The following is an 18,908-nucleotide window of genomic DNA, read 5'->3' on the forward strand; positions in this document are numbered from 1 at the left end:
CTTAGGTTTCCTCAGGCAGTATCCCAATATTAATCATTGCAGGTACGCGATATTAACCGCCTGCGGTAAAAGGATTTCTTTATGTCCAATAGTTTAATGAATACTGCGATGAGTGGTCTGAGCGCAGCGCAATATGCCCTGAGCACCGTCAGTAATAACATTACCAATTTCCAAGTGGCGGGCTATAACCGCCAAAACGCCATTTTTGCGCAAAATGGTGGGACACTCAGCGCCGCCGGTTTTGTTGGCAACGGCGTCACCGTCACTGGTGTGAACCGCGAATATAATGCCTTTATTACCAACCAATTACGTTCTTCTCAGACGCAAAGCAGTGGGTTAACCACCTATTATCAGCAAATTTCGCAAATCGATAACTTGCTGTCGAACTCCTCCAATAACCTCTCTGTCACCATGCAGGACTTCTTTAGTAATCTGCAAAATCTGGTGAGTAACGCGGGCGATGATGCGGCGCGTAAAACGGTATTGGGTAAGGCTGAAGGGTTGGTGAACCAGTTCCAGAATGCGGATAAATATCTGCGTGATATGGACACTGGCGTGAATCAAAAAATCACCGAAAGCGTCACCAAAATTAATAACTACGCCGAGCAAATCGCGAAGTTAAATGACCAAATTACTCGTTTGCGCGGCAGCAGTGGCAGTGAGCCGAATGCTTTGCTCGACCAACGTGACCAATTGGTGACTGAGTTGAACCAGATTGTCGGTGTCACCGTGACCCAACAAGATGGTGATGCTTACAACGTCTCCTTTGCCAACGGTTTGCCATTGGTGCAAGGCCAGACTTCGCACAAAATTGAAGCGATCCCTTCTAGCAGTGATGCTACGCGGCTGACGATTGGCTATAAGTACGGCAGCGGTGAGCTGATGGAAGTGGATGAAAGCCGCCTGGCGACAGGGAGCCTTGGCGGTACGCTGAAATTCCGCAGTGAAGCGCTGGATAGCGCGCGCAATCAGTTAGGTCAATTGGCCTTGGCCATGGCCGATAGCTTCAACACGCAACATAAAGCCGGGTTTGATATCAATGGCGATCCCGGTGAAAACTTCTTCAGTTTTGCCCAGCCAAACGTGTTGAAAAACACGAAAAATCAGGGCGATGCCAACCTGACCGTGGCCTATACCGATACCTCGAAAGTCAAAGCCAGTGATTACAGTGTTGAGTTTGACGGCACCAACTGGCAGGTGACTCGCTTGTCTGATAACACCAAAGTACCGGCTAATCCCGTGGTGGATGGCAGTGGTAACACCACCGGTTTGAGTTTCGATGGTCTAAACGTCAGCATTGATAACGGCGTGAGTGGCCCACAAGCCAAAGATAAATTCTTAGTGAAAACCGTGTCGAATGTCGCGGCTAACTTGCAGGTTGATATTACCGATTCCAGCAAGATTGCAGCAGCGGGCACGGCGGATGGCGGTGAAAGTGACAACGTGAATGCGAAAGCATTATTGAATCTGCAAACGTTGAAGCTGGTTGATGGCAAAGCCACGCTATCGGGCGCGTATGCAGGGCTCGTCAGTAATGTGGGTAACCAAACAAATACCGCGAAAACCAACAGTGCGGCGCAAGCCAATATTGTGACCCAGTTGACGGCGGAACAGCAGTCTATCTCTGGCGTGAACTTGGATGAAGAGTACGGCGATCTTCAGCGTTTCCAACAATATTATTTGGCGAATGCGCAAGTGATTCAAACGGCGTCAACGCTGTTTAATGCCTTACTGGATCTGCGTTAAGTTTTTGCCTGCGGCGCATTCATTGTGCCGCGACTTATTTTATTTTAGTTGAGTCAGCATGAGTCTTGGGGCCATTCAATTGATGAGGCTGCCCCATGAGCTGGCTGAACAGTGACGACAAGGAACTGACATTGTGCGCTTAAGTACTAGCATGATTTATCAGCAAAATATGCAGGGCGTCACGAATGCCCAATCACTCTGGATGCAATCCGGTCAGCAGCTTTCCACCGGTAAGCGTGTGGTGAATCCATCAGATGATCCGATGGCGGCCTCGCAAGCGGTGATGGTGTCGCAAGCGCAATCGGAAAATAACCAGTACACGTTGGCGCGTAGCTTTGCTCGTAATGAACTGTCACAGGAAACCAAAACGCTGGAGCAGGTGACAAGTACCATTCAGTCAATCCAAAGCATCATTATCAGCGCGAAAACCGATATCCTGAGTGATGATGACCGAGCCTCTTATGCTACTCAGTTACAGGGTTTAAAAGACCAGTTGCTGAATCAGGCTAACTCCACTAACGGCAACGGTCGCTACACTTTCGCTGCCTTTAAAAGTGACAAGCCACCCTTCGTGGTCAGTGCCACAGGTGAGGTCACTTATCAGGGCGGAGATGTCACGATTGAGCAAAAGGTTGATGCAAGCCGTTCAATGACGGTTGGGCATACGGGGACCAGTGTATTTATGGCACTGACCAGCAATGCTAAACCCGAACCTGATGATGCCGGCGGTAATCCGGTCGCGTCTGAAGCCAATATTTTCAATACCATCGATACCGTCTTAAATTCACTGAAAGTGCCTCTCGAGGGCGCAACTGACGCCGTGAAAGAGCAGGCGCAAGCGGATATGGATAAAGGTATTCGCGGCATGGCTAACTCATTGAACAATGTGCTGTCGGTTCAGGCAGAAGTGGGGACTCAACTGCAAGAGTTGGACAATCTTGATAGCTTGGGCAATGACCGCACGTTGAGCAACAAACAGCGGTTGAGTGACTTGGTGGATGTGGATTGGACGTCAGCCATTTCTTCTTACGTCATGCAGCAGGCGGCATTGCAAGCGTCTTACACGACATTTACCAATATGCAGGGTATGTCGTTGTTCCAACTGAATAAATAAGCTGTCTTTCATCTGTGGGCCCTATTTTTTTACCTGTGGCCCACAGATGCTCTCCTCGCCATTCTCATCTTAATCAAACGTCAATAGGCAGTAATCATCAATTCGTCGATGGGAATTCGTTGACGGGATTTAGTGTGCCATCCCGCTTAATACCCCTGCCAGCCGATCAAAGAATTGAGCAAAGAGATTCTCGGAAAACGGTGCGAGCAGCGGCATGGTTAACCCCAATGTCAGAATGCCGACGGTGAGGGTCAACGGGAAACCGATCACGAACACTGACAGTTGTGGTGTCATGCGGTTGAGCATCCCTAAGGCTAAGTTCAAGGTTAACAGCAGGGTAATGAGCGGCAAAGCCAGCATCATGCCACTCATAAAGATTAACGATCCCGCTTGGGTTAAGGCCAGGAAACCGTTGCCATTGAGCGGTTCGAATTGAATCGGCAGGGTATGGAAGCTGTCAGCCAGTAACGAAATAAGCCATAAGTGACCATCGAAGGTCAGAAATAGCAGCATCGCCAAGAGGTTAAGTAGCCGAGCCAAAACCGGCATGTTCGGCCCGCCGGAGGGGTCGAAGAAGGTGGCGAAGGATAGCCCCATCTGCAAGCCAATCACTTCGCCCGCCAGACGAATGGCGGCAAAGGCAAATTGCATGGTCAACCCAATCGCGACACCAATCAAGACTTGCTGAATGGCGACCCAAACTGCGCCACTGGACACCAACGGGATATTCACTGGCGGCAGGGCGGGCGCAATGAGAAAGGTGATTAATACCGCCAAGCCGACTTTCACTTTGCGGTTGATCTGCTTTTCGCTGAGCACTGGCGCGGTGGTGATCAGCGCCAGCACACGAATCAGAGGCCAGAAATACTGACTGACTAAGGCACTGAGCTGGGTGGTGTCGAGGGAGAGCATCTTGAAAATGCTAGCCTATCAACGTGGGTAGGCTGGTGAACAGGTTACGCATATAGTCCAGTATCAAGCTCAGCATCCACGGGCCCGCGATCACCATGGTGGTGAAAACCGCCAGAATCTTGGGGATGAAGGACAGTGTCATCTCGTTAATCTGTGTTGCTGCTTGCAACAGACTGACAATCAAACCGCTTATCAGGGCAGCGAGCAATAATGGCGCGGCCAATGCTAGGGCTATCTTCATTGCCTCGACGCCGAGGGCCATTACCGATTCAGGTGTCATAGTGTCTCTGCCTTTCGCCTAGCGAGATGAATAAAGAGTCAAAATAGCGTCAATACTTCGCGTGGCAGGAAGGCAGTCCACGCAGCGGTCATGTGAAATCTCACGAGCCATTTCCGGCTGGAAGCCGTTTAGTGCTTAGGTATAGAAACTTTGCGCCAGTGACCCCAGTAACAGTTGCCAGCCATCGACCAAGACAAAGAGCATGAGCTTGAACGGCAATGAAATACTGGCCGGTGGCACCATCATCATCCCCAGCGCCATCAACACACTGGCGACTACGAGGTCGATAATGAGGAAAGGAATAAAAACGGTAAAACCGATCTGGAAGGCGGTTTTTAACTCACTGGTGACATAGGCGGGCAGTAAAATGCGCATCGGCACCACTTCCGGCCCTTCCAGCGGTGGCAGATTGGCTAAACGGGCATACAGTGCCAAGTCTGATTCGCGGGTCTGGCGCAACATAAATTCACGTAGCGGTTGCGAGCCTTTATCCATCGCCACTTCCATACTGATCTTGTCCTGACTGAAGGGCAGATAAGCATCCTGATACACTTTGTCGAACACCGGCGACATAATAAAAAAGGTCAGAAACAGCGCCAGTCCGAGCATCACCTGATTCGGTGGCGCGGAAGGGGTGCCTAATGCGTTACGTAGCAAACCCAGCACAATGATGATGCGAGTAAAACTGGTCATCATCAGTAAGGCAGCAGGCAGGAAACTTAACGTAGTAATAAAGACCAGTGTCTGGACGGGTAACGACCAGCTTTGCCCACCATTGGCCAATGGCTGGCTGATGATCCCAGGAAGCTGCGCATAGACGGCTGGAGAGCAGAGTAAGGTTAGCAGCAGCAGGGGGATTTTATTGATAAGCAGGCGGAGTAACGTCATGCCGATTTTTCCGGATGTTTCAATTTCTTGCTAAAGAGATGGCTGTTCAGGAGCTGGCGAAAGTCCGCAGGTTTGGTGCTGTTCGTGGACGAAAGGTCACTCGCAGACGTGTTCTGTGATTCATCCACCGGTGGGCGGGCCAGTGTATGCAATGGCGTGACCTGTTGCGCGGTGACGCCCAAGACCAGCCACGTATTATCCACTTCGACGATCACCACACGTTCCCGTTGCCCAACCTGACAACTGGCTTTCACATTCAATAACTTATTATTGCGTGCTTGCGGCGCAAAACCGAGACGCCGCACCAGCCAAGCGGCGCACAAGATCAGCAACAAAATGCCGCCTAACACACTGCCGACTTGCGTCAATATCGAGCCTGGGGGCAGTGCGGGGGCAGTTTGCTGCACCGCCACACCCGGATGGCTGGCCGCAAAGCCGGTTGCTGGCACTTGTGGTGACGTGGCCGGCGCATCGGCCGTCTGCGCGGCGGTCATTAGCGGCTCAGGCGACGCATACGCTCAGATGGCGTAATGATATCGGTAATACGCACGCCGTATTTATCCTGCACCACCACGACTTCACCCTGAGCAATCAGATAGCCGTTAATTAAGATATCCAGCGGTTCACCGGCCAAACCATCGAGCGATACCACGGAGCCTTGTGACAAGCGCAGCAGTTCTTTGATGGTCATTTTGGTGCGGCCCAGCTCAACCGTCAGCTTAACGGGGATATCCAAAATCAAATCGATATCTTGCAGGTTGCCCAAGGCGTCCGGCGCTTCCAGTGATTTAAATACGCCTTCGGTGGTGGCGGCGGGTTTCTCCATCGCCTGCTGCTCATTAAACGCATCAGCCCACAGATCGTCCACGGATTCCTTTCCATCGTCAGACGGAAGCTTAGGGTCACTCATTGGGCTGTTCCTCATCTAGAGCATTCAAAATAGGGTTAATCAAATGTTCAACACGCAGGGCATATTGCCCGTTTAATGTCCCGTACTGACTGGTCAGTACCGGTACGCCGTCGACATGGCCAATCAGTCTGTCTGGTTTATCGATGGGTAATACATCGCCGGGCTGTAGCTTGAGTATCTGCGACAGTCTCAGCGGGATATCAACAAAATTAGCCACCAGTTCCAGCTCAGAATGTTGCACTTGCTTGACCAAGGTTTCACGCCAATGGGAGTCTTCCTGACGGGAGTTTTCCAGTGGTGGATTGGTCAGCAGTTCACGCAACGGTTCGATCATGGCAAAGGGGATACAGATATTAAATTCACCGCTCAACGCACCAATCTCGACATGGAAAGGGGTCGAAACCACAATGTCGTTCGGGGAGGTGGTGATATTGGTAAATTTGACCTGAATTTCTGAACGGACGTATTCCACATCGATCTTGTAGATAGGTGCCCAAGCATCGCGGTAAGCATCCAGCGCCAGCCGTAACATGCGATTAATCACCCGTTGTTCGGTATGGGTGAACTCACGACCTTCCACTTTCGTCGGGAAACGGCCATCACCGCCAAATAAGTTATCCACCGCAATAAACACTAAACTCGGGGCGAACACGAATAACGCTGTACCGCGCAAGGGTTTCAGGTGGATCAAGTTGAGATTGGTGGGCACCGGCAAGTTACGGGCAAAATCATGGTAGGGCTGAATTTTAATCGGGCCGACCGTGATATCTGGGCTGCGGCGTAACAGGTTAAATAACCCCATCCGGAACTGGCGAGCAAATCGCTCGTTGATGATCTCCAGCGCATGGAGGCGCTCACGCACCACACGTCGCTGGGTGGTCGGATCATAAGGTTTGACGTCAGTGTCATTACCGGTCACTGCCGTCGGTTCGTCACCGCCGCTGTCACCGTTTAACAGTGCGTCAATCTCTGCTTGTGAAAGAATGCTATCGCCCATAATGATTATCGCAGTATAAATGCGGTAAACAGCACATCGCTGACTACCTGATTAGGTTGGCCTTTAACCATTGGCGGGCTAAGTACGTTTTTAATTTCACCGACTAAACGCTGTTTACCTTCTTCATTAGACAGGCTGTCAGCAGACTGGCGAGAGAGCAGCAACAGCAAGCGGCTGCGCACTTCCGGCAGATAGTCATTGAGTTTGGCGCGAGTGGTATCGTCGGGCAGTCTTAACGTCAATCCGATATACAGCACACGATCCAGATTGTTATCAGGCGTGATGAGATTGACCGTAAAAGTCTCCAGCGGCATGAATACCGGGATAACAGGCGCCGCTTTAGCGGTGGTAGGTTTGCTTTTATTGAGCAACCACCAGCTATAACCGCCGCCCGCAGAGGCTGCCACAGCAATCAGCACCAGCAGGATGACCCAGATCGAACTCTTACGCTTAGCCGGGAAAGTATTTTCAGACATGGAGAAGACAAATTCCTGTTTCGGTATCAAACCGGTGGATCACGATAATAGCGAGGCGCAAATCACTCCTCGCTATCCGAATTATTACTGATGATTATCCCGCGTATCCTTTCTGCCAATAGGCTGAATAGGTGGCGAAAAACGGCCTAACTTGCCCGTTTGTCACTATTTGGCGAAACTCCCATCCCTTTTAGGCGAAAATATCAACACCGCCCGAGCCGTTAGCCAACGCTTGCAAGGATGCAGGGGTGACTAATGGTGTGCTGGCAAGGGCATCGGTCGAGGCGGTCTCACCGTATGCGGGTTGATTGCGTGAAGCAAAACTTTGCTGATTTTGTTGGCTCTGTTGCTGGGCCTGTTGCCACTGTCCTTCACTGCCGACACTGCTCTGGCCCAGTTGAATGCCACTCTCAGCCAAGGCACTGCGTAAACTTGGCATGGCGGCTTCAAGGGCGGCGCGAACTTGGCTATGAGCAGAGGCAAAGTGGAGCTGAGCTTGGTTATCTTCCATTTTCAAACTGATCTGCAACGCCCCCAACTCCTGCGGGTTTAAACGCAGCTCGGCAGTTTGCTGACCATTGCGGCTAAACATCACCACTTGTTGCCCCAGCGATTGTTGCCACTCTTGGCTACCCAGTTGAGCACTTAAATGACCACTCACCGGCGCATTCACTAACGTGCTGGTGGGGGTCGCGATCACTGGGCTGGAGACGGGCGGTAACACTGCTGAGGTCGCGGAGGCGCTGACAAAGGTTTTCTCCAGCGCAGAGGTGGCGGTGACGGCGGTATCAACCTGCGCGGCGAGCGGTGCAACTTTAGCGGTTTGCGCGCTATCGCCACTTTGCGCGGTCAAACGTGCCAACTTATCTTGTGCCGTTTTGGTTTTTGCGGTGCCGGCTAACAGCGGATCGCTGCTGGCTGTTTTATCATTTTTCCCATTACCGGCCGTGGCGATGGTACTGCCGATCAGCGCGGCTAAGCCTTTATCTTGCGATGTCAAACTGGTGAGCGCAGCCAACTCTTGTTTAGTGCTGGTTTTACTGCCGCTCAGGCCGTTGCCCTCAGTGAGTGCTACTTTTTGCCCCTGATTGGCGGAACCTAGTGTGGTCGCGACTTGGTGGGGCAACATCGCGAGTAAGGTTTGCAGTGCGCTCAGGTCGCCTTTATCTGCGGTTTTATCCTGCGCGCTCTCATCGGCAAGCGTGGTCGCTTTGGTATTTGCCGCGTCACCGGTTTGCCCTGCATGGGTTAATCCTGCTGGCAGAGTGGCGCTGATGTCGCCCAAGGCGGCTAACAATTGATTCAGTTTGCTGTTACCGGTGCTGGATTTTCCACCGTCAACATCTGCGATGAGATCGGTCTTGGCGGCCAGAGATGATTTCAAGGCTGAGGCATCAAGGGCAGTCAGTTCTTTACCCAGTTGATCGCCTAGCAGTTTGGCAAAATCAGCCGGCAGCCCTGCGTCAGTAAAGAGCGCCGCAATTGAGGAAGACGCTGCGGCACCTTCCGTTTCACTGGTTGTCGCAGCGGCAGGCAGTAGGGACAGATTCATGAATTAAGACTCCTTTGTGAGGCGCGTTGGGCGAACTCATCCATCAGTTTTTGATCTAAACGGTTTTCCTGTAGGCGCTGAGTGGTTTCAGCGCGCTCTTGCAAGGTTTCAAACGCGTTTAGCCGTTGCTGCTTTTCTTGCCAATGTTTCACTGCCTGTTCCACTTTGACGTTCCACTGGGCTAACTGATGGCGATGTTGCTCAATGGCCTGTTCAAGTGTCTGAATAAATTGCTGATAATTTTGCCAACTGGAGGAGGCCATCCCGTTACACAGCGTGTCATTCAAGCGCACGCGATACTCATCCTGATAAGACAGCAACATCGTGAGTTGCTGCTCAGCATTATGGTAAGACAAGCGCACTTGCCCTAGCTGAGTGGTGGCCTGCTCGACGGCCTTTTGGGCCAGATCGCGCAGGGTAACGAGAGGTGATTGACTTTTCATCGTGTTCCTCATTTATCCCCGTCGTCACTAAACCGCGGGGCTGTTGACGATATTCACTGCCCCCGTGCCTGCAACGCCAATATCTTGGGGCATACGGCAGGGGCTGCAGCTTGAATCACTGGCAATTAGCCGGGAAACAAGCTCTTAAGGTGCTGGCAGGCATCTTCGTAACTGCTACGTTCATACATCCCTTGCTGCAAGAAGATTTCCATTTGCGGATAGAGCGCAATGGCTTTATCCAGTAACGGATCACTCCCCGCGGCATAGGCGCCAACACTGACTAAATCACGGTTACGCTGGTAACTGGCGAGTAACTGTTTGAACTGGCGAACTTGGCTGTAATGACTTTCATCAATCAGTGCGGTCATGGCACGGCTGATGGAGGCTTCAATGTCGATGGCCGGATAATGGCCGGACTCGGCCAAACGGCGTGATAACACCACGTGCCCATCAAGAATGGCGCGCGCGGAGTCAGCAATAGGATCTTGCTGGTCATCGCCTTCGGTTAACACGGTATAAAACGCGGTGATAGAGCCGCCGCCACTGACGCCGTTACCGGCTCGTTCTACCAGCGCCGGTAATTTGGCGAAGACGGAAGGTGGATACCCTTTGGTGGCCGGCGGTTCACCGATAGCCAATGCAATTTCACGTTGCGCCATGGCATAACGGGTCAAGGAATCCATTATCAGCAAAACATGCTGGCCGCGATCGCGGAAATCTTCGGCGATGCGGGTGGCGTAGGCGGCACCTTGCATCCGTAGCAAGGGCGAAACATCGGCAGGGGCGGCAATCACGACGGAACGGGCGCGGCCTTCTGTGCCTAAAATGTTCTCGATAAAATCTTTAACTTCGCGACCACGTTCACCAATCAAGCCCACTACAATCACATCGGCTTGGGTATAGCGAGCCATCATGCCTAACAGCACACTTTTACCCACCCCAGAACCGGCGAACAAACCCATGCGCTGCCCACGGCCGACGGTCAATAACGCATTAATGGTGCGCACGCCGACATCCAAAACCTGCTCAATGGCGGTACGTTGCAAAGGGTTGATTGGCGGGGTGATCAGGGGGGCGCGATAGCCGGTTTCCGGTGCGGGCAAACCATCGAGAGGTTTGGCGCTACCATCCAGTACCCGACCGAGCAATTCAGGGCCAAGGGGTAATTGTTTACTGGCAGAAGCACCGCTGGTGGTGATGCGCGCATAGACTCTGGCGCCTGGCACAATGCCCTCGACCTCTTCCAATGGCATCAAAAACAGGTGTTGGCCGTTAAAGCCGACGACTTCGCTCTCGACTTCCTGCACTTCACCGTTATCGTGGCGTTCAATCAGACAGGTTGCCCCCAAGGGCAGTTGCAATCCTGTCGCTTCGAGCACTAAACCGGTTGCACGCGTTAACCGCCCGTAGCGACGGATCGTGGTTGATTGACCGATGCGCTCTTCGAATTTATCTAAAGAGGCTAACCAACGACCTAAACGGGCGGTCATCATAATTCTCCCGGCGCAGCCAGACGGCACAATTCATGCCAGCGGGTGGCGAGGCTAGCATCCAGATCACCTTCTTCGGCGCTGACTTTACAGCCGCCGGGGTGAATGTGGCTGTCACCGAGTAAACGCCAGCCGTTAAGGCTCAACGTGGAGCCTAAACGTTGCTCGACCACGGCCAAATCTTGCGGGTTGACCCGCAGTTGCGGTTTACCGGCAAACATCGGCTCTTGTTGAATCAATTGCTGGATTTGAGCCAGTAACGCCGTGCCATCACAAATGGCCGGTTGCCCTAAGATTTGTTTCGCGGCAGCCAACGCCATCTGCATTAACCGTGAGGCGATAACGCTGTCCAATGCATCAAGGGTGCTTTGGAAATCATTCACCAGCATTTGCCAATGTTCGGTCATCGGGGCCAGTTCTTTCTGCGCATCGGCCAGCGCCTGCTGGCGACCTTCCTCCAGACCGGTTTGATAGCCTTTATCCAGCCCCTCTTGCAACCCTTTAGCAAACCCTTGTTGCCGACCTTGTTTCTCGGCTTCGAGTTGCAGATTCATCAACTTCTGTTGCTCGTCTACCTCATTAGAGATGGGGACATCAGTGCTTGGCTCATCGGTAAACAGCATGCTGATATCCGGCGCTTGAACCGCCGGAGGGGTTTCTGATTGGCTAGCAAAGTCGTTGAGCGACCAAGGTTGCCAAGGCAGGGAATTAATCCGATCAGACATAGATATCCTCGCCACCGCCAATGACTATCTCGCCGCTCTCCGCCAGACGACGGACGATAAGCAAGATGGCTTTCTGTTCGTTTTCGACCAGCGACATCCGGACTGGCCCACGGGTGGCCAAATCGTCGCGCAGGATTTCGGCCGCACGTAGTGACATGTTGCTGAGGAAACGTTCGCGCAGCGCCTGATCGGCCCCTTTCAATGCGACCAACAGGGATTCGTTGTCGATTTCTTGCAGCAAACGCTGAATACTGCGGTCGTCGACACTGACTAAGTTCTCGAACAGGAACATTTCGTCGATAATCTTCTGTGCCAACTCGCCGTCGTATTCGCGCACGGCTTCCATAACCGTTTCTTCCTGCTGCGTTTTCATCAGGTTGATAATCTCAGCCGCGGTGCGGATACCGCCCATTTTGCTGCGTTTGAGATTTTGACCATCCAGCAGGTTGTTCAGCACTTCTGTCAATTCAGCCAAGGCGGTGGGCTGGACACCACCAAAGGTAGCGATACGGAGCATGACATCGTTGCGCAGGCGCTCGTCAAACAGGGCCAAGATATCGGCGGCCTGAGCACGTTTTAGATGAACCAAGATGGTGGCGATGATCTGCGGATGTTCGTCGCGGATCAGGTCGGCGGCCATCTGGGGTTCCATAAAGTTGAGCGTTTCCATGCCGCTGGTGGTTTCGCGCGACTCCAGAATATCTTCCAACAAGCTGGAGGCCCGTTCTTCGCCCAAGGCTTTGATCAGCACCGTACGCAGGTAGTCGCTGGCGTTAACACTCAACGCCGCATATTGTTCCGCGTCATCTTCAAACTCGGCCAAGACATCAACCAATTGCTGATGAGAAACCTGACGCATACTGGCCATGGTGGTACTGAGTTGCTGTACTTCGCGCGAGGAAAGATGCTTAAACACCTCGGCGGCATGGTCTTCACCCAGTGTCATCAGCATGATGGCGCTTTTTTCAGTTCCGGTCAGGCTCATTGGTCATTACTCATCCATTGACGGATAACCAACGCGACAATACGTGGGTCTTTATCCGCAAGTTCGCGTATACGCTGGGCCTGAACCTCAGCACTAACTCGCTGTTGATTCTTCTTACGTAGGGCCAGCTCTTCTTTAGTTTGTTTCACATTTTCCGCAGTTTGAGCGGTTTGAACGATGTTATTGACCGACGCCGCTGCTTTATCCGCAAGTTGTTTCTTGGTCAGCATTGGGCGCACCAATTTGCGCCACAGGATCCATGCCACCAGTAAAATCAGCAGATAGCGACCGGCATTGAGTAATTGATCAAAGAATGACTGCTGCTGCCAGAAGGGCAGGGAACTGCCGCTCATATCATCGGTGGCGTTAAATGGTGTGTTGACCACATTGAGCGTGTCACCACGGTCAGTGGAGTAACCCATCGCCTCACGCGTCAGTGATTCCACCTGTGCCAATTGATCTTTTGTCAACGGGACGGGTTTGCCCGCTTTATCACTGCCGTAATTGACGACAACCGCGACAGATAAGCGCTGTACCATGCCCGCTTGCTGTTGGGTATGACGGATGGTGCGGTCAACTTCGAAGTTAGTCGTTTGGTCGTGACGGCTATTGCTCGATGTCGCGGTCGAACGTGCGGCTGTGGTCGCAGGGCGATTGGCTGCATTGTTCGCTGCGGCACCTGCGCCAGCAGCACCGGCGGCAGGGGCGGCTTGAGGCACTTCAATCGGCGCCACTGGCGTCGCCGAAGGTTGATTCGATAAGGCACCCGGCACACCACCAACGTTGGTACCACCGAGTTGCTCGCTGCTGCTCACTTGCTGCGAACGTACCGCCCCTTGGTTAGCGGCCTGATTCGGTTTGTACTCTTCATCAGTCTGTTCGCGGCTAGCAAAATCAACTTGGGCTGTGACCTGCGCATGGACATTGCCATTGCCAACCATCGGCGCAAGGATAGTTTCGATGCGGCGCTGGAAACGGTTTTCGACTTCATTGGTAAACTTGAGCTGAGCGGCATTTAAATCACGGCCAGCACTGTCGGATTGCGTGAGCAAACGACCTGTTTGGTCCACAACCGTCACATTTGCTGGTGGTAAGCCCGCCACACTGCTCGACACCATATAAACGATAGCGTTGATCTGGCCATCATCGAGTGCTCGGCCGGGTTGTAATGCGAGGGTGACGGACGCCGTCGGGGATTTTTGTTCACGGACAAACAGTGACGGTTTTGGCATCGCTAAATGAACGCGTACATTCATCACTGGCCCAAGCGTACCGATGGTGCGGCTAAGTTCACCTTCCAATGCCCGTTGGTAGTTAACCTGCTCACTGAATTGGCTAATGCCGAATTTTTCTTGGTCCAGCAATTCAAACCCGACTGCGCCGCCTTTCGGTAGACCTTGCTGTGCCAAACGCAGACGAGTTTCATGGACCTTTTCTGCGGGGATCAGTAATGCTCCGCCATTATCAGCGAAGCGATAAGGGATATTTAATTGCGTGAGTTGCGTAACGATATCGCCACCGTCACGATCACTGAGATTACTATAAAGGACGCGGTAATCAGGGCTTTTCGCCCATAACATCAGCGCGACAATAATCGCGACAGCCGCCGCTGCTGCAATCAGCAGTGGGATTTTTGGATTCGCGCGTAGGCGTGCCAGCGTTGTCGTAAAAGCATTATCACGATTTTCACCGCCAGTTATTGAGGCATTCATACACGTCCTTGGCCAAGCTGAACAACGTTTGAGTTAGTATTTTTTATATAATCAGTGTGTTGGAACAAAACAGACTCCCAATTGCTGTGAGCAATAAAGCATCAATAGCTGTTCTCCCCCTTTTATGGGCATGCCATTATTTGCTGTAAGCCATCAATTCGATGGGCCAATAAGCCGATACTTTTGGGTCTATTTAGCCGCTTTAGCGCAAAAATGATGTGTTAGGGTGTCATCCTGAAAATAGTGATATGCAATCAGTCGTGTATAACGGCACTCGCTCACTCACTTGCCACGTTTTCATTTGTCTTATCGGGATATCTGCCTGATCAGGCGATTGACCAGCTATCTATCGGGGATGAACATGTCTGTTCAAGGTATTGAAGGGGTGTTACAGCAGTTGCAGGTCACGGCATTACAGGCTTCAGGTTCGGCAAAAACATTGCCAGCAGAAGCGGGATTTGCCAGTGAATTAAAAGCGGCTATCGGTAAAATCAGTGAAAATCAGCAGCATGCCCGCACTCAGGCCCAGAATTTTGAATTGGGTGTGCCGGGTGTTGGTTTGAATGATGTGATGGTGGATATGCAAAAGTCATCGGTTTCTTTGCAACTGGGTATTCAGGTGCGCAATAAGTTGGTTGCCGCTTATCAAGATGTGATGAATATGGGCGTGTAAGTGGGTAACGCTATTGAATTATATAGTAAAAGCCACTATCCAATTTTCTTATGGGGCATGAGTGGGGCATTTTGAGAAAATTTAGCATTGATTAATGCCATTTGTTCATCATTACTGTCTGGCATCCATTCCCCGTAAACAGAGAAAACCATCTGTGCTGATGCGTGGCCCATCTGTGATGCAATGAATGATGGGTTTGCCCCAGCAGATAGCAACCAACATGCGAAAGTATGGCGTGATTGATATGGCTTCCTTGACCTGATCCCTGCTCTCCTCAACGCTCCATTCCATATCTGTCCTAGCGATTCAGTTGAATAGTAGTCACCGCAAAGCTGGTTAGATGATGTAACTCTTGGTTTAAAAACAAAGGTGCAACTATCCTCCCTAGTCTTTCTCGCTTCTCTTGTATGGATCAGTATTTGATATTGTGGACCCATCCTGGTGTATAGCATTTGACTGCGCAGCGCTTCTTTTGCACTATCCGTAAGTTGAATAATACGATCAGTTCCCGCATCGGTTTTTGGTAAAGTAAACTGCTTAACTCGGGTAAGATTTCTCCTTACCATGATTGTTCCAGCTTCGAGATCTATATCCTCCCATGCAAGAGCACAAAGCTCTCCATGCCGCATTCCTGTATATACAGCGAGTGTCCATAAATTTTTAATTTGCTGATGGGTGCAACCATCTAGCATTCTAAAAAACTCATCTCTTGTTAGAGGGTCTGGCTGTGGCTTACTCTTTCTTAATCTAACCAAATTTGAGGTTGGATCTGAATCAGAGTATCCATTCCCAGACGCAAACATAAATGCTGATTTAACACATGCAAGACAGTAGTTAACAGTTGGCACGGACCTCCCCCTCACCGCTGTAATCTGGTGACGCCTAGGTAGTTGCATCCCATTAAGCAACTCATTTCTCAACTTCAAAATGTCTTCATTTCTTATTGATGAAACCTGCCGTTCAGGGCCAAGCAGAATAGCTGCGGTTTTCAGTGTTGAGGTATACCTATCGTGGGTGTTTAGAGAAACCTCCGGCTCTTTCAGGGAAAGCCATTTGTTGAACAAATCCTGAACGGTAATACTCCTGATTTCTGTGGTTGCATATTGTGATGCATTTGGTGACTCAGGGAACTGTTTTGCATAGTCAAAGGTCCCAGTCTTAATGGCGTACACAATTGAATACCGTAAATCAGATGCAATTTTTCTGTTTTTAGGCGTATCAGGAACCCCAAGTGATTCCCTGCAACGCTTCTTTTGATACATAAACCAAATGCGTAGATATCCTCCATGATGTTCTACGCCAGTTGGATACTGAGCTTTACTCATAAAGTTAGCCTCAATGTATTAGGGGTTCGTAGGTTAAGCGCTTTTCTTGAGCTTTGCAGCATTCGGTTGTCGTTTCGACTGCTGCTCTACCCAGTTATCAATGGCTTCCCTGTTATACATACACTCGCTATTTGGCTTTGGATTATCCTCAGGAGAAAATAATAAATACTCCCTCCCTTGCAGCCACGATTTCTCTCTGGCCCGTTTAATTGTTCCGGGGCGAAGGCCGGTTAAAGCAATAAGCAGATCTTCTGTTACCCACTTATTCGGTACAATTTGAATAACATTATCCATTTTGGCCTCTTATCTCTTTATCAATCTGACGAACGAAGTAACTCAGCCAGCGTTTAGCTGGGAAAGTGTTAGGGGGAAGGGCGGTGATTTTTTTTGCGTGGCGGTCGAGGATTTCTGTGATGAGCTTGTCGTGCTCTGAAGTTGGTTTGCCGTCCGTGGCTTGTATTATTTCCGTTCTACAACATCGAGCTACTGACCTGATAGCGTTCTCTATTGTTGTTTCCATTTCGGCGCAACCTCTTTAGTAGGTACAAGTCGTCGCTCTGCCAGAATGTCGACACACTCATCAAAGTCAGATGTGTATGCATCAAGCAATTGCTCTTTGTCTTGATATTTCTGCATGCCATCCCACCAGAGTTTTTGTCCCGTGCCGCGCTGAACGCATAATCGTTTGGCCCAGTGAGGCGCACCGATGAAATCACTAACTGAGCCAGATAAAGTCGTCCAATGCATCATCCGAACATCCCCATAACAGCTTCATTCTCAATCGTGTAAATAGTTGCCAGTACCGCCCATGTGATGATGACGACAAAGAACCATATGCCGTCTGATATTTTTGGTAGTTTCATGCTGCTTTACTCCCAGATAATATTTCATTGCCAATCGCCTTTAGCTCATCGCGTTTAACTGTGGTGAACATACAGCGAGGTTTAATGAATGGCCGCCAGATGAATAGCAGCGATCCTTTGTTATTGCCGTTAATTGGCTTGCCAGTATCAGAACGCAGAAACGATATCCGGCCATCAGTAATGAATCGCACCTCATCGACTGATTGCAGTGCTTGGCTAAACCAACCGACAGATGAGTCAGCGGGGACAAGCATCACCACGGTTTGGAGTTGCTGCTTACATTGCTCGGCGGCCTTTGTTACCCATGGCGAGATATCGGAGTAGGGGGGATTGCACCAGATGGCTCCATAACTTTCCCATGCACTATTAAGTGCATCGTCTTTCTCTGTGAGGTATCGGGCGCAGAGGGCGCTTTTGTGACTAGCGGCCGCATCGAGATAAAATCCGAATTCAATATCCAGTGCGGTGAATATGTCGGCTGGTGTCATCCATAAATCTTTCAGGCTGTCCGGTGTGTGGCTGCCGCCAAAATCACTCATGCAGCCTCTCTTAACGCTTTCAGATGCAGAGCGTTGGCTTGGTAAACCGCTTCAGCGAAACCTCGGGGTGTGGCGCTTCGAATGTTCTTCACTCGATCTGACTTTCCACCCAATTTAAGGTGCTGAGTTGAATAACCATCAGGAACAGGAACAGGCAACTTATCTGGCATAACAAACCCTCCCCCGGTCCATAGGCATGTTTTCTTGGGATAGGCATCACGCGGGGCAATGTAATCGGGGTAGGTTGGATGAACGTCATCAACTGGCAGATAGCCGCCGTAGTCGCTCGGATTAAAGATGAAATCTGGTTTCCCGAATATGCCACTGAAAACGCTAATAGGGTTTTCAAAGAACCAGGGAGCTCCGGTTATTTCGCCAATCATCCGGCATTGTTCAGCCACCAGTGCCGCCTTTGCTTGAAAGTGGATATCAGCTTTGCGTTTCTTTTCAAAGTGGGCGGCACCGCTTACTGCCACATCAGTACATGGCGGGAACCCTGCAACAAAAACGATTTTCTCTTTACGGATAACGTCACCCAATGCGCCGGCTGCCGTGAGAACTGTCTCTGGCCACTTTCGTATTCTTTCCTGGTTACTTTTCTCGATATGCTGAGGGTCAATCAAAATTGCATCATACCCAGCCGTAACCCACGGTCCCGCCATAATTCCAGTCAGGTCGCACAGGCAAATAATCGTTCCTCTACTCATGCCGAATTCCTTTTTCTGCGCTCATCGATTTCGAAGTCGTCACGGCATCCTTCGTCACAGAACAGGCCTCTAGTTATTGGCTGGCGACACTCTGAGAAGTGGCAGAATCCGGTGAATGCCATTGCGGGCTTGCGATTGGCGATACCGATTTCAATTGTGTGTAATTCGAGGCTTTTGGCTTGGTCTACTTCATCGCACATTAAGCCACCTCATTTGCTTGTTGGTTTAGCAATCCAAACTTGACTATCTCCAGCACGCCAAGCACTTCACTGAGTCCTATCTCACCTTCATATTCGTGAATAAGGTCATTAATACGGCCCGTTAATTCAGCGGGCAGCGGGAATTTGCGCTCGACGGGGAGCATTGAAATAGTCATAGGGAATCTCCAGTTATTTAGATGAAGTCCGTTTCCCTTTGATTGCTTTCTCGCAATCGTTCCATACTGTTTTAGCGAAGTGTTGACGGGGTATGCTGAGGACGTAGCGGCGTTGTTCACCGTTAGGGCCGATAGGCTCGTTGAGCCACTTTTCGAATGAGTCGCTCATGATTTACTCCCAATAAAAAACCCCGC

General features: G+C 50.9%; 23 protein-coding genes. 3 read left to right on the top strand and 20 right to left on the bottom strand.

From position 1 onward, the window contains the following. The first annotated feature begins 81 nt into the window (after positions 1–81). Together flgK and flgL are read left to right on the top strand one after the other, a co-directional pair. The gene (flgK, locus tag DA391_RS08865) at positions 82–1,746 is read left to right on the top strand and encodes a flagellar hook-associated protein FlgK (RefSeq protein ID WP_050285788.1); all 1,665 of its coding nucleotides are present in this window, start codon (positions 82–84) and stop codon (positions 1,744–1,746) included. A gap of 133 nt (positions 1,747–1,879) precedes the next feature. Next, positions 1,880–2,860 (top strand): flagellar hook-associated protein FlgL, encoded by a 981-nt coding sequence (flgL, locus tag DA391_RS08870; RefSeq protein WP_049605643.1) that lies wholly within the window; start codon positions 1,880–1,882, stop codon positions 2,858–2,860. A gap of 129 nt (positions 2,861–2,989) precedes the next feature. On the opposite strand, the gene fliR is transcribed toward flgL, so the two are convergent. The 13 genes from fliR to fliF form a co-directional block, all read right to left on the bottom strand. Continuing rightward, a complete protein-coding gene (gene fliR, locus DA391_RS08875) occupies positions 2,990–3,772 on the bottom strand; it encodes a flagellar biosynthetic protein FliR (RefSeq protein WP_050080462.1) in 783 nt (260 codons plus the stop codon). A gap of 10 nt (positions 3,773–3,782) precedes the next feature. After that, positions 3,783–4,052, bottom strand: a complete 270-nt coding sequence (gene fliQ, locus DA391_RS08880) for a flagellar biosynthesis protein FliQ (RefSeq protein WP_019210355.1) — start codon at positions 4,050–4,052, stop codon at positions 3,783–3,785. Positions 4,053–4,187: 135 nt separating this feature from the next. Beyond that, entirely contained in the window at positions 4,188–4,940 is a 753-nt protein-coding gene (gene fliP, locus DA391_RS08885; protein ID WP_049605645.1) for a flagellar type III secretion system pore protein FliP, read from the bottom strand. Next, the gene (gene fliO, locus DA391_RS08890) at positions 4,937–5,434 is read right to left on the bottom strand and encodes a flagellar biosynthetic protein FliO (protein WP_108087552.1); all 498 of its coding nucleotides are present in this window, start codon (positions 5,432–5,434) and stop codon (positions 4,937–4,939) included. The genes fliP and fliO overlap by 4 nt, the downstream gene beginning before the upstream one ends. Next, positions 5,434–5,850, bottom strand: coding sequence for a flagellar motor switch protein FliN (gene fliN / locus DA391_RS08895; RefSeq protein WP_049605647.1), 417 nt, complete (start codon positions 5,848–5,850; stop codon positions 5,434–5,436). The genes fliO and fliN overlap by 1 nt, the downstream gene beginning before the upstream one ends. Next, entirely contained in the window at positions 5,843–6,847 is a 1,005-nt protein-coding gene (gene fliM / locus DA391_RS08900) for a flagellar motor switch protein FliM (RefSeq protein WP_050080465.1), read from the bottom strand. Before fliM ends, fliN begins: the two co-directional genes overlap by 8 nt. A 5-nt stretch (positions 6,848–6,852) precedes the next feature. Further along, on the bottom strand, positions 6,853–7,323 hold the full coding sequence (gene fliL / locus DA391_RS08905) for a flagellar basal body-associated protein FliL (RefSeq protein WP_019210350.1): 471 nt from the start codon (positions 7,321–7,323) through the stop codon (positions 6,853–6,855). Between the two features lie 190 nt (positions 7,324–7,513). Next, entirely contained in the window at positions 7,514–8,875 is a 1,362-nt protein-coding gene (locus tag DA391_RS08910; protein WP_050080467.1) for a flagellar hook-length control protein FliK, read from the bottom strand. Beyond that, entirely contained in the window at positions 8,872–9,318 is a 447-nt protein-coding gene (gene fliJ, locus DA391_RS08915) for a flagellar export protein FliJ (RefSeq protein WP_050080468.1), read from the bottom strand. The genes DA391_RS08910 and fliJ overlap by 4 nt, the downstream gene beginning before the upstream one ends. Before the next feature lie 125 nt (positions 9,319–9,443). Then, positions 9,444–10,808 carry a flagellar protein export ATPase FliI gene (gene fliI / locus DA391_RS08920; protein WP_049605655.1) on the bottom strand — a complete coding sequence of 455 codons (1,365 nt, stop codon included), beginning with the start codon at positions 10,806–10,808 and terminating at the stop codon, positions 9,444–9,446. Next, positions 10,808–11,533 (bottom strand): flagellar assembly protein FliH, encoded by a 726-nt coding sequence (gene fliH / locus DA391_RS08925; protein WP_050080469.1) that lies wholly within the window; start codon positions 11,531–11,533, stop codon positions 10,808–10,810. The genes fliI and fliH overlap by 1 nt, the downstream gene beginning before the upstream one ends. Further along, positions 11,526–12,518: a flagellar motor switch protein FliG gene (gene fliG, locus DA391_RS08930; protein WP_019210345.1), complete on the bottom strand. Its 993-nt coding sequence runs from the start codon at positions 12,516–12,518 to the stop codon at positions 11,526–11,528. Before fliG ends, fliH begins: the two co-directional genes overlap by 8 nt. Then, a complete protein-coding gene (fliF, locus tag DA391_RS08935; RefSeq protein WP_019210344.1) occupies positions 12,515–14,230 on the bottom strand; it encodes a flagellar basal-body MS-ring/collar protein FliF in 1,716 nt (571 codons plus the stop codon). Before fliF ends, fliG begins: the two co-directional genes overlap by 4 nt. 361 nt (positions 14,231–14,591) lie before the next feature. Between fliF and fliE the strand changes: the two genes are divergently transcribed. Then, entirely contained in the window at positions 14,592–14,903 is a 312-nt protein-coding gene (fliE, locus tag DA391_RS08940; protein WP_050080470.1) for a flagellar hook-basal body complex protein FliE, read from the top strand. Positions 14,904–14,938: 35 nt separating this feature from the next. On the opposite strand, the gene DA391_RS08945 is transcribed toward fliE, so the two are convergent. From DA391_RS08945 to DA391_RS24160, 7 genes are all read right to left on the bottom strand, one after another. Next, positions 14,939–16,228 carry a site-specific integrase gene (locus tag DA391_RS08945; RefSeq protein ID WP_108087553.1) on the bottom strand — a complete coding sequence of 430 codons (1,290 nt, stop codon included), beginning with the start codon at positions 16,226–16,228 and terminating at the stop codon, positions 14,939–14,941. A gap of 33 nt (positions 16,229–16,261) precedes the next feature. Then, positions 16,262–16,522, bottom strand: a complete 261-nt coding sequence (locus tag DA391_RS08950) for an excisionase family protein (RefSeq protein ID WP_108087554.1) — start codon at positions 16,520–16,522, stop codon at positions 16,262–16,264. A gap of 210 nt (positions 16,523–16,732) precedes the next feature. After that, positions 16,733–16,978 carry a hypothetical protein gene (locus DA391_RS08960; RefSeq protein WP_108087556.1) on the bottom strand — a complete coding sequence of 82 codons (246 nt, stop codon included), beginning with the start codon at positions 16,976–16,978 and terminating at the stop codon, positions 16,733–16,735. Between the two features lie 109 nt (positions 16,979–17,087). Then, complete coding sequence (locus tag DA391_RS08965) at positions 17,088–17,630, bottom strand: phage N-6-adenine-methyltransferase (protein ID WP_108087557.1); 543 nt, start codon at positions 17,628–17,630, stop codon at positions 17,088–17,090. After that, positions 17,627–18,337 (bottom strand): Dcm methylase, encoded by a 711-nt coding sequence (locus tag DA391_RS08970; RefSeq protein ID WP_108087558.1) that lies wholly within the window; start codon positions 18,335–18,337, stop codon positions 17,627–17,629. Before DA391_RS08970 ends, DA391_RS08965 begins: the two co-directional genes overlap by 4 nt. Before the next feature lie 199 nt (positions 18,338–18,536). Beyond that, positions 18,537–18,713, bottom strand: a complete 177-nt coding sequence (locus DA391_RS24325) for a hypothetical protein (RefSeq protein ID WP_019212801.1) — start codon at positions 18,711–18,713, stop codon at positions 18,537–18,539. Positions 18,714–18,726: 13 nt separating this feature from the next. Next, positions 18,727–18,882: a hypothetical protein gene (locus tag DA391_RS24160; protein ID WP_155965387.1), complete on the bottom strand. Its 156-nt coding sequence runs from the start codon at positions 18,880–18,882 to the stop codon at positions 18,727–18,729. Positions 18,883–18,908 lie beyond the last annotated feature (26 nt).

It is taken from the genome of Yersinia massiliensis (genome assembly GCF_003048255.1).
GTDB lineage: Bacteria > Pseudomonadota > Gammaproteobacteria > Enterobacterales > Enterobacteriaceae > Yersinia > Yersinia massiliensis_A.

Coding starts and splice junctions, on each gene's coding strand:
- flgK (WP_050285788.1), top strand. CDS start 82: ATGTCCAATAGTTTAATGAATACTGCGATGAGTGGTCTGAGCGCAGCG.
- fliR (WP_050080462.1), bottom strand. CDS start 3,772: ATGCTCTCCCTCGACACCACCCAGCTCAGTGCCTTAGTCAGTCAGTAT.
- fliQ (WP_019210355.1), bottom strand. CDS start 4,052: ATGACACCTGAATCGGTAATGGCCCTCGGCGTCGAGGCAATGAAGATA.
- fliP (WP_049605645.1), bottom strand. CDS start 4,940: ATGACGTTACTCCGCCTGCTTATCAATAAAATCCCCCTGCTGCTGCTA.
- fliO (WP_108087552.1), bottom strand. CDS start 5,434: ATGACCGCCGCGCAGACGGCCGATGCGCCGGCCACGTCACCACAAGTG.
- fliN (WP_049605647.1), bottom strand. CDS start 5,850: ATGAGTGACCCTAAGCTTCCGTCTGACGATGGAAAGGAATCCGTGGAC.
- fliM (WP_050080465.1), bottom strand. CDS start 6,847: ATGGGCGATAGCATTCTTTCACAAGCAGAGATTGACGCACTGTTAAAC.
- fliL (WP_019210350.1), bottom strand. CDS start 7,323: ATGTCTGAAAATACTTTCCCGGCTAAGCGTAAGAGTTCGATCTGGGTC.
- DA391_RS08910 (WP_050080467.1), bottom strand. CDS start 8,875: ATGAATCTGTCCCTACTGCCTGCCGCTGCGACAACCAGTGAAACGGAA.
- fliJ (WP_050080468.1), bottom strand. CDS start 9,318: ATGAAAAGTCAATCACCTCTCGTTACCCTGCGCGATCTGGCCCAAAAG.
- fliI (WP_049605655.1), bottom strand. CDS start 10,808: ATGACCGCCCGTTTAGGTCGTTGGTTAGCCTCTTTAGATAAATTCGAA.
- fliH (WP_050080469.1), bottom strand. CDS start 11,533: ATGTCTGATCGGATTAATTCCCTGCCTTGGCAACCTTGGTCGCTCAAC.
- fliG (WP_019210345.1), bottom strand. CDS start 12,518: ATGAGCCTGACCGGAACTGAAAAAAGCGCCATCATGCTGATGACACTG.
- fliF (WP_019210344.1), bottom strand. CDS start 14,230: ATGAATGCCTCAATAACTGGCGGTGAAAATCGTGATAATGCTTTTACG.
- fliE (WP_050080470.1), top strand. CDS start 14,592: ATGTCTGTTCAAGGTATTGAAGGGGTGTTACAGCAGTTGCAGGTCACG.
- DA391_RS08945 (WP_108087553.1), bottom strand. CDS start 16,228: ATGAGTAAAGCTCAGTATCCAACTGGCGTAGAACATCATGGAGGATAT.
- DA391_RS08950 (WP_108087554.1), bottom strand. CDS start 16,522: ATGGATAATGTTATTCAAATTGTACCGAATAAGTGGGTAACAGAAGAT.
- DA391_RS08960 (WP_108087556.1), bottom strand. CDS start 16,978: ATGATGCATTGGACGACTTTATCTGGCTCAGTTAGTGATTTCATCGGT.
- DA391_RS08965 (WP_108087557.1), bottom strand. CDS start 17,630: ATGAGTGATTTTGGCGGCAGCCACACACCGGACAGCCTGAAAGATTTA.
- DA391_RS08970 (WP_108087558.1), bottom strand. CDS start 18,337: ATGAGTAGAGGAACGATTATTTGCCTGTGCGACCTGACTGGAATTATG.
- DA391_RS24325 (WP_019212801.1), bottom strand. CDS start 18,713: ATGACTATTTCAATGCTCCCCGTCGAGCGCAAATTCCCGCTGCCCGCT.
- DA391_RS24160 (WP_155965387.1), bottom strand. CDS start 18,882: ATGAGCGACTCATTCGAAAAGTGGCTCAACGAGCCTATCGGCCCTAAC.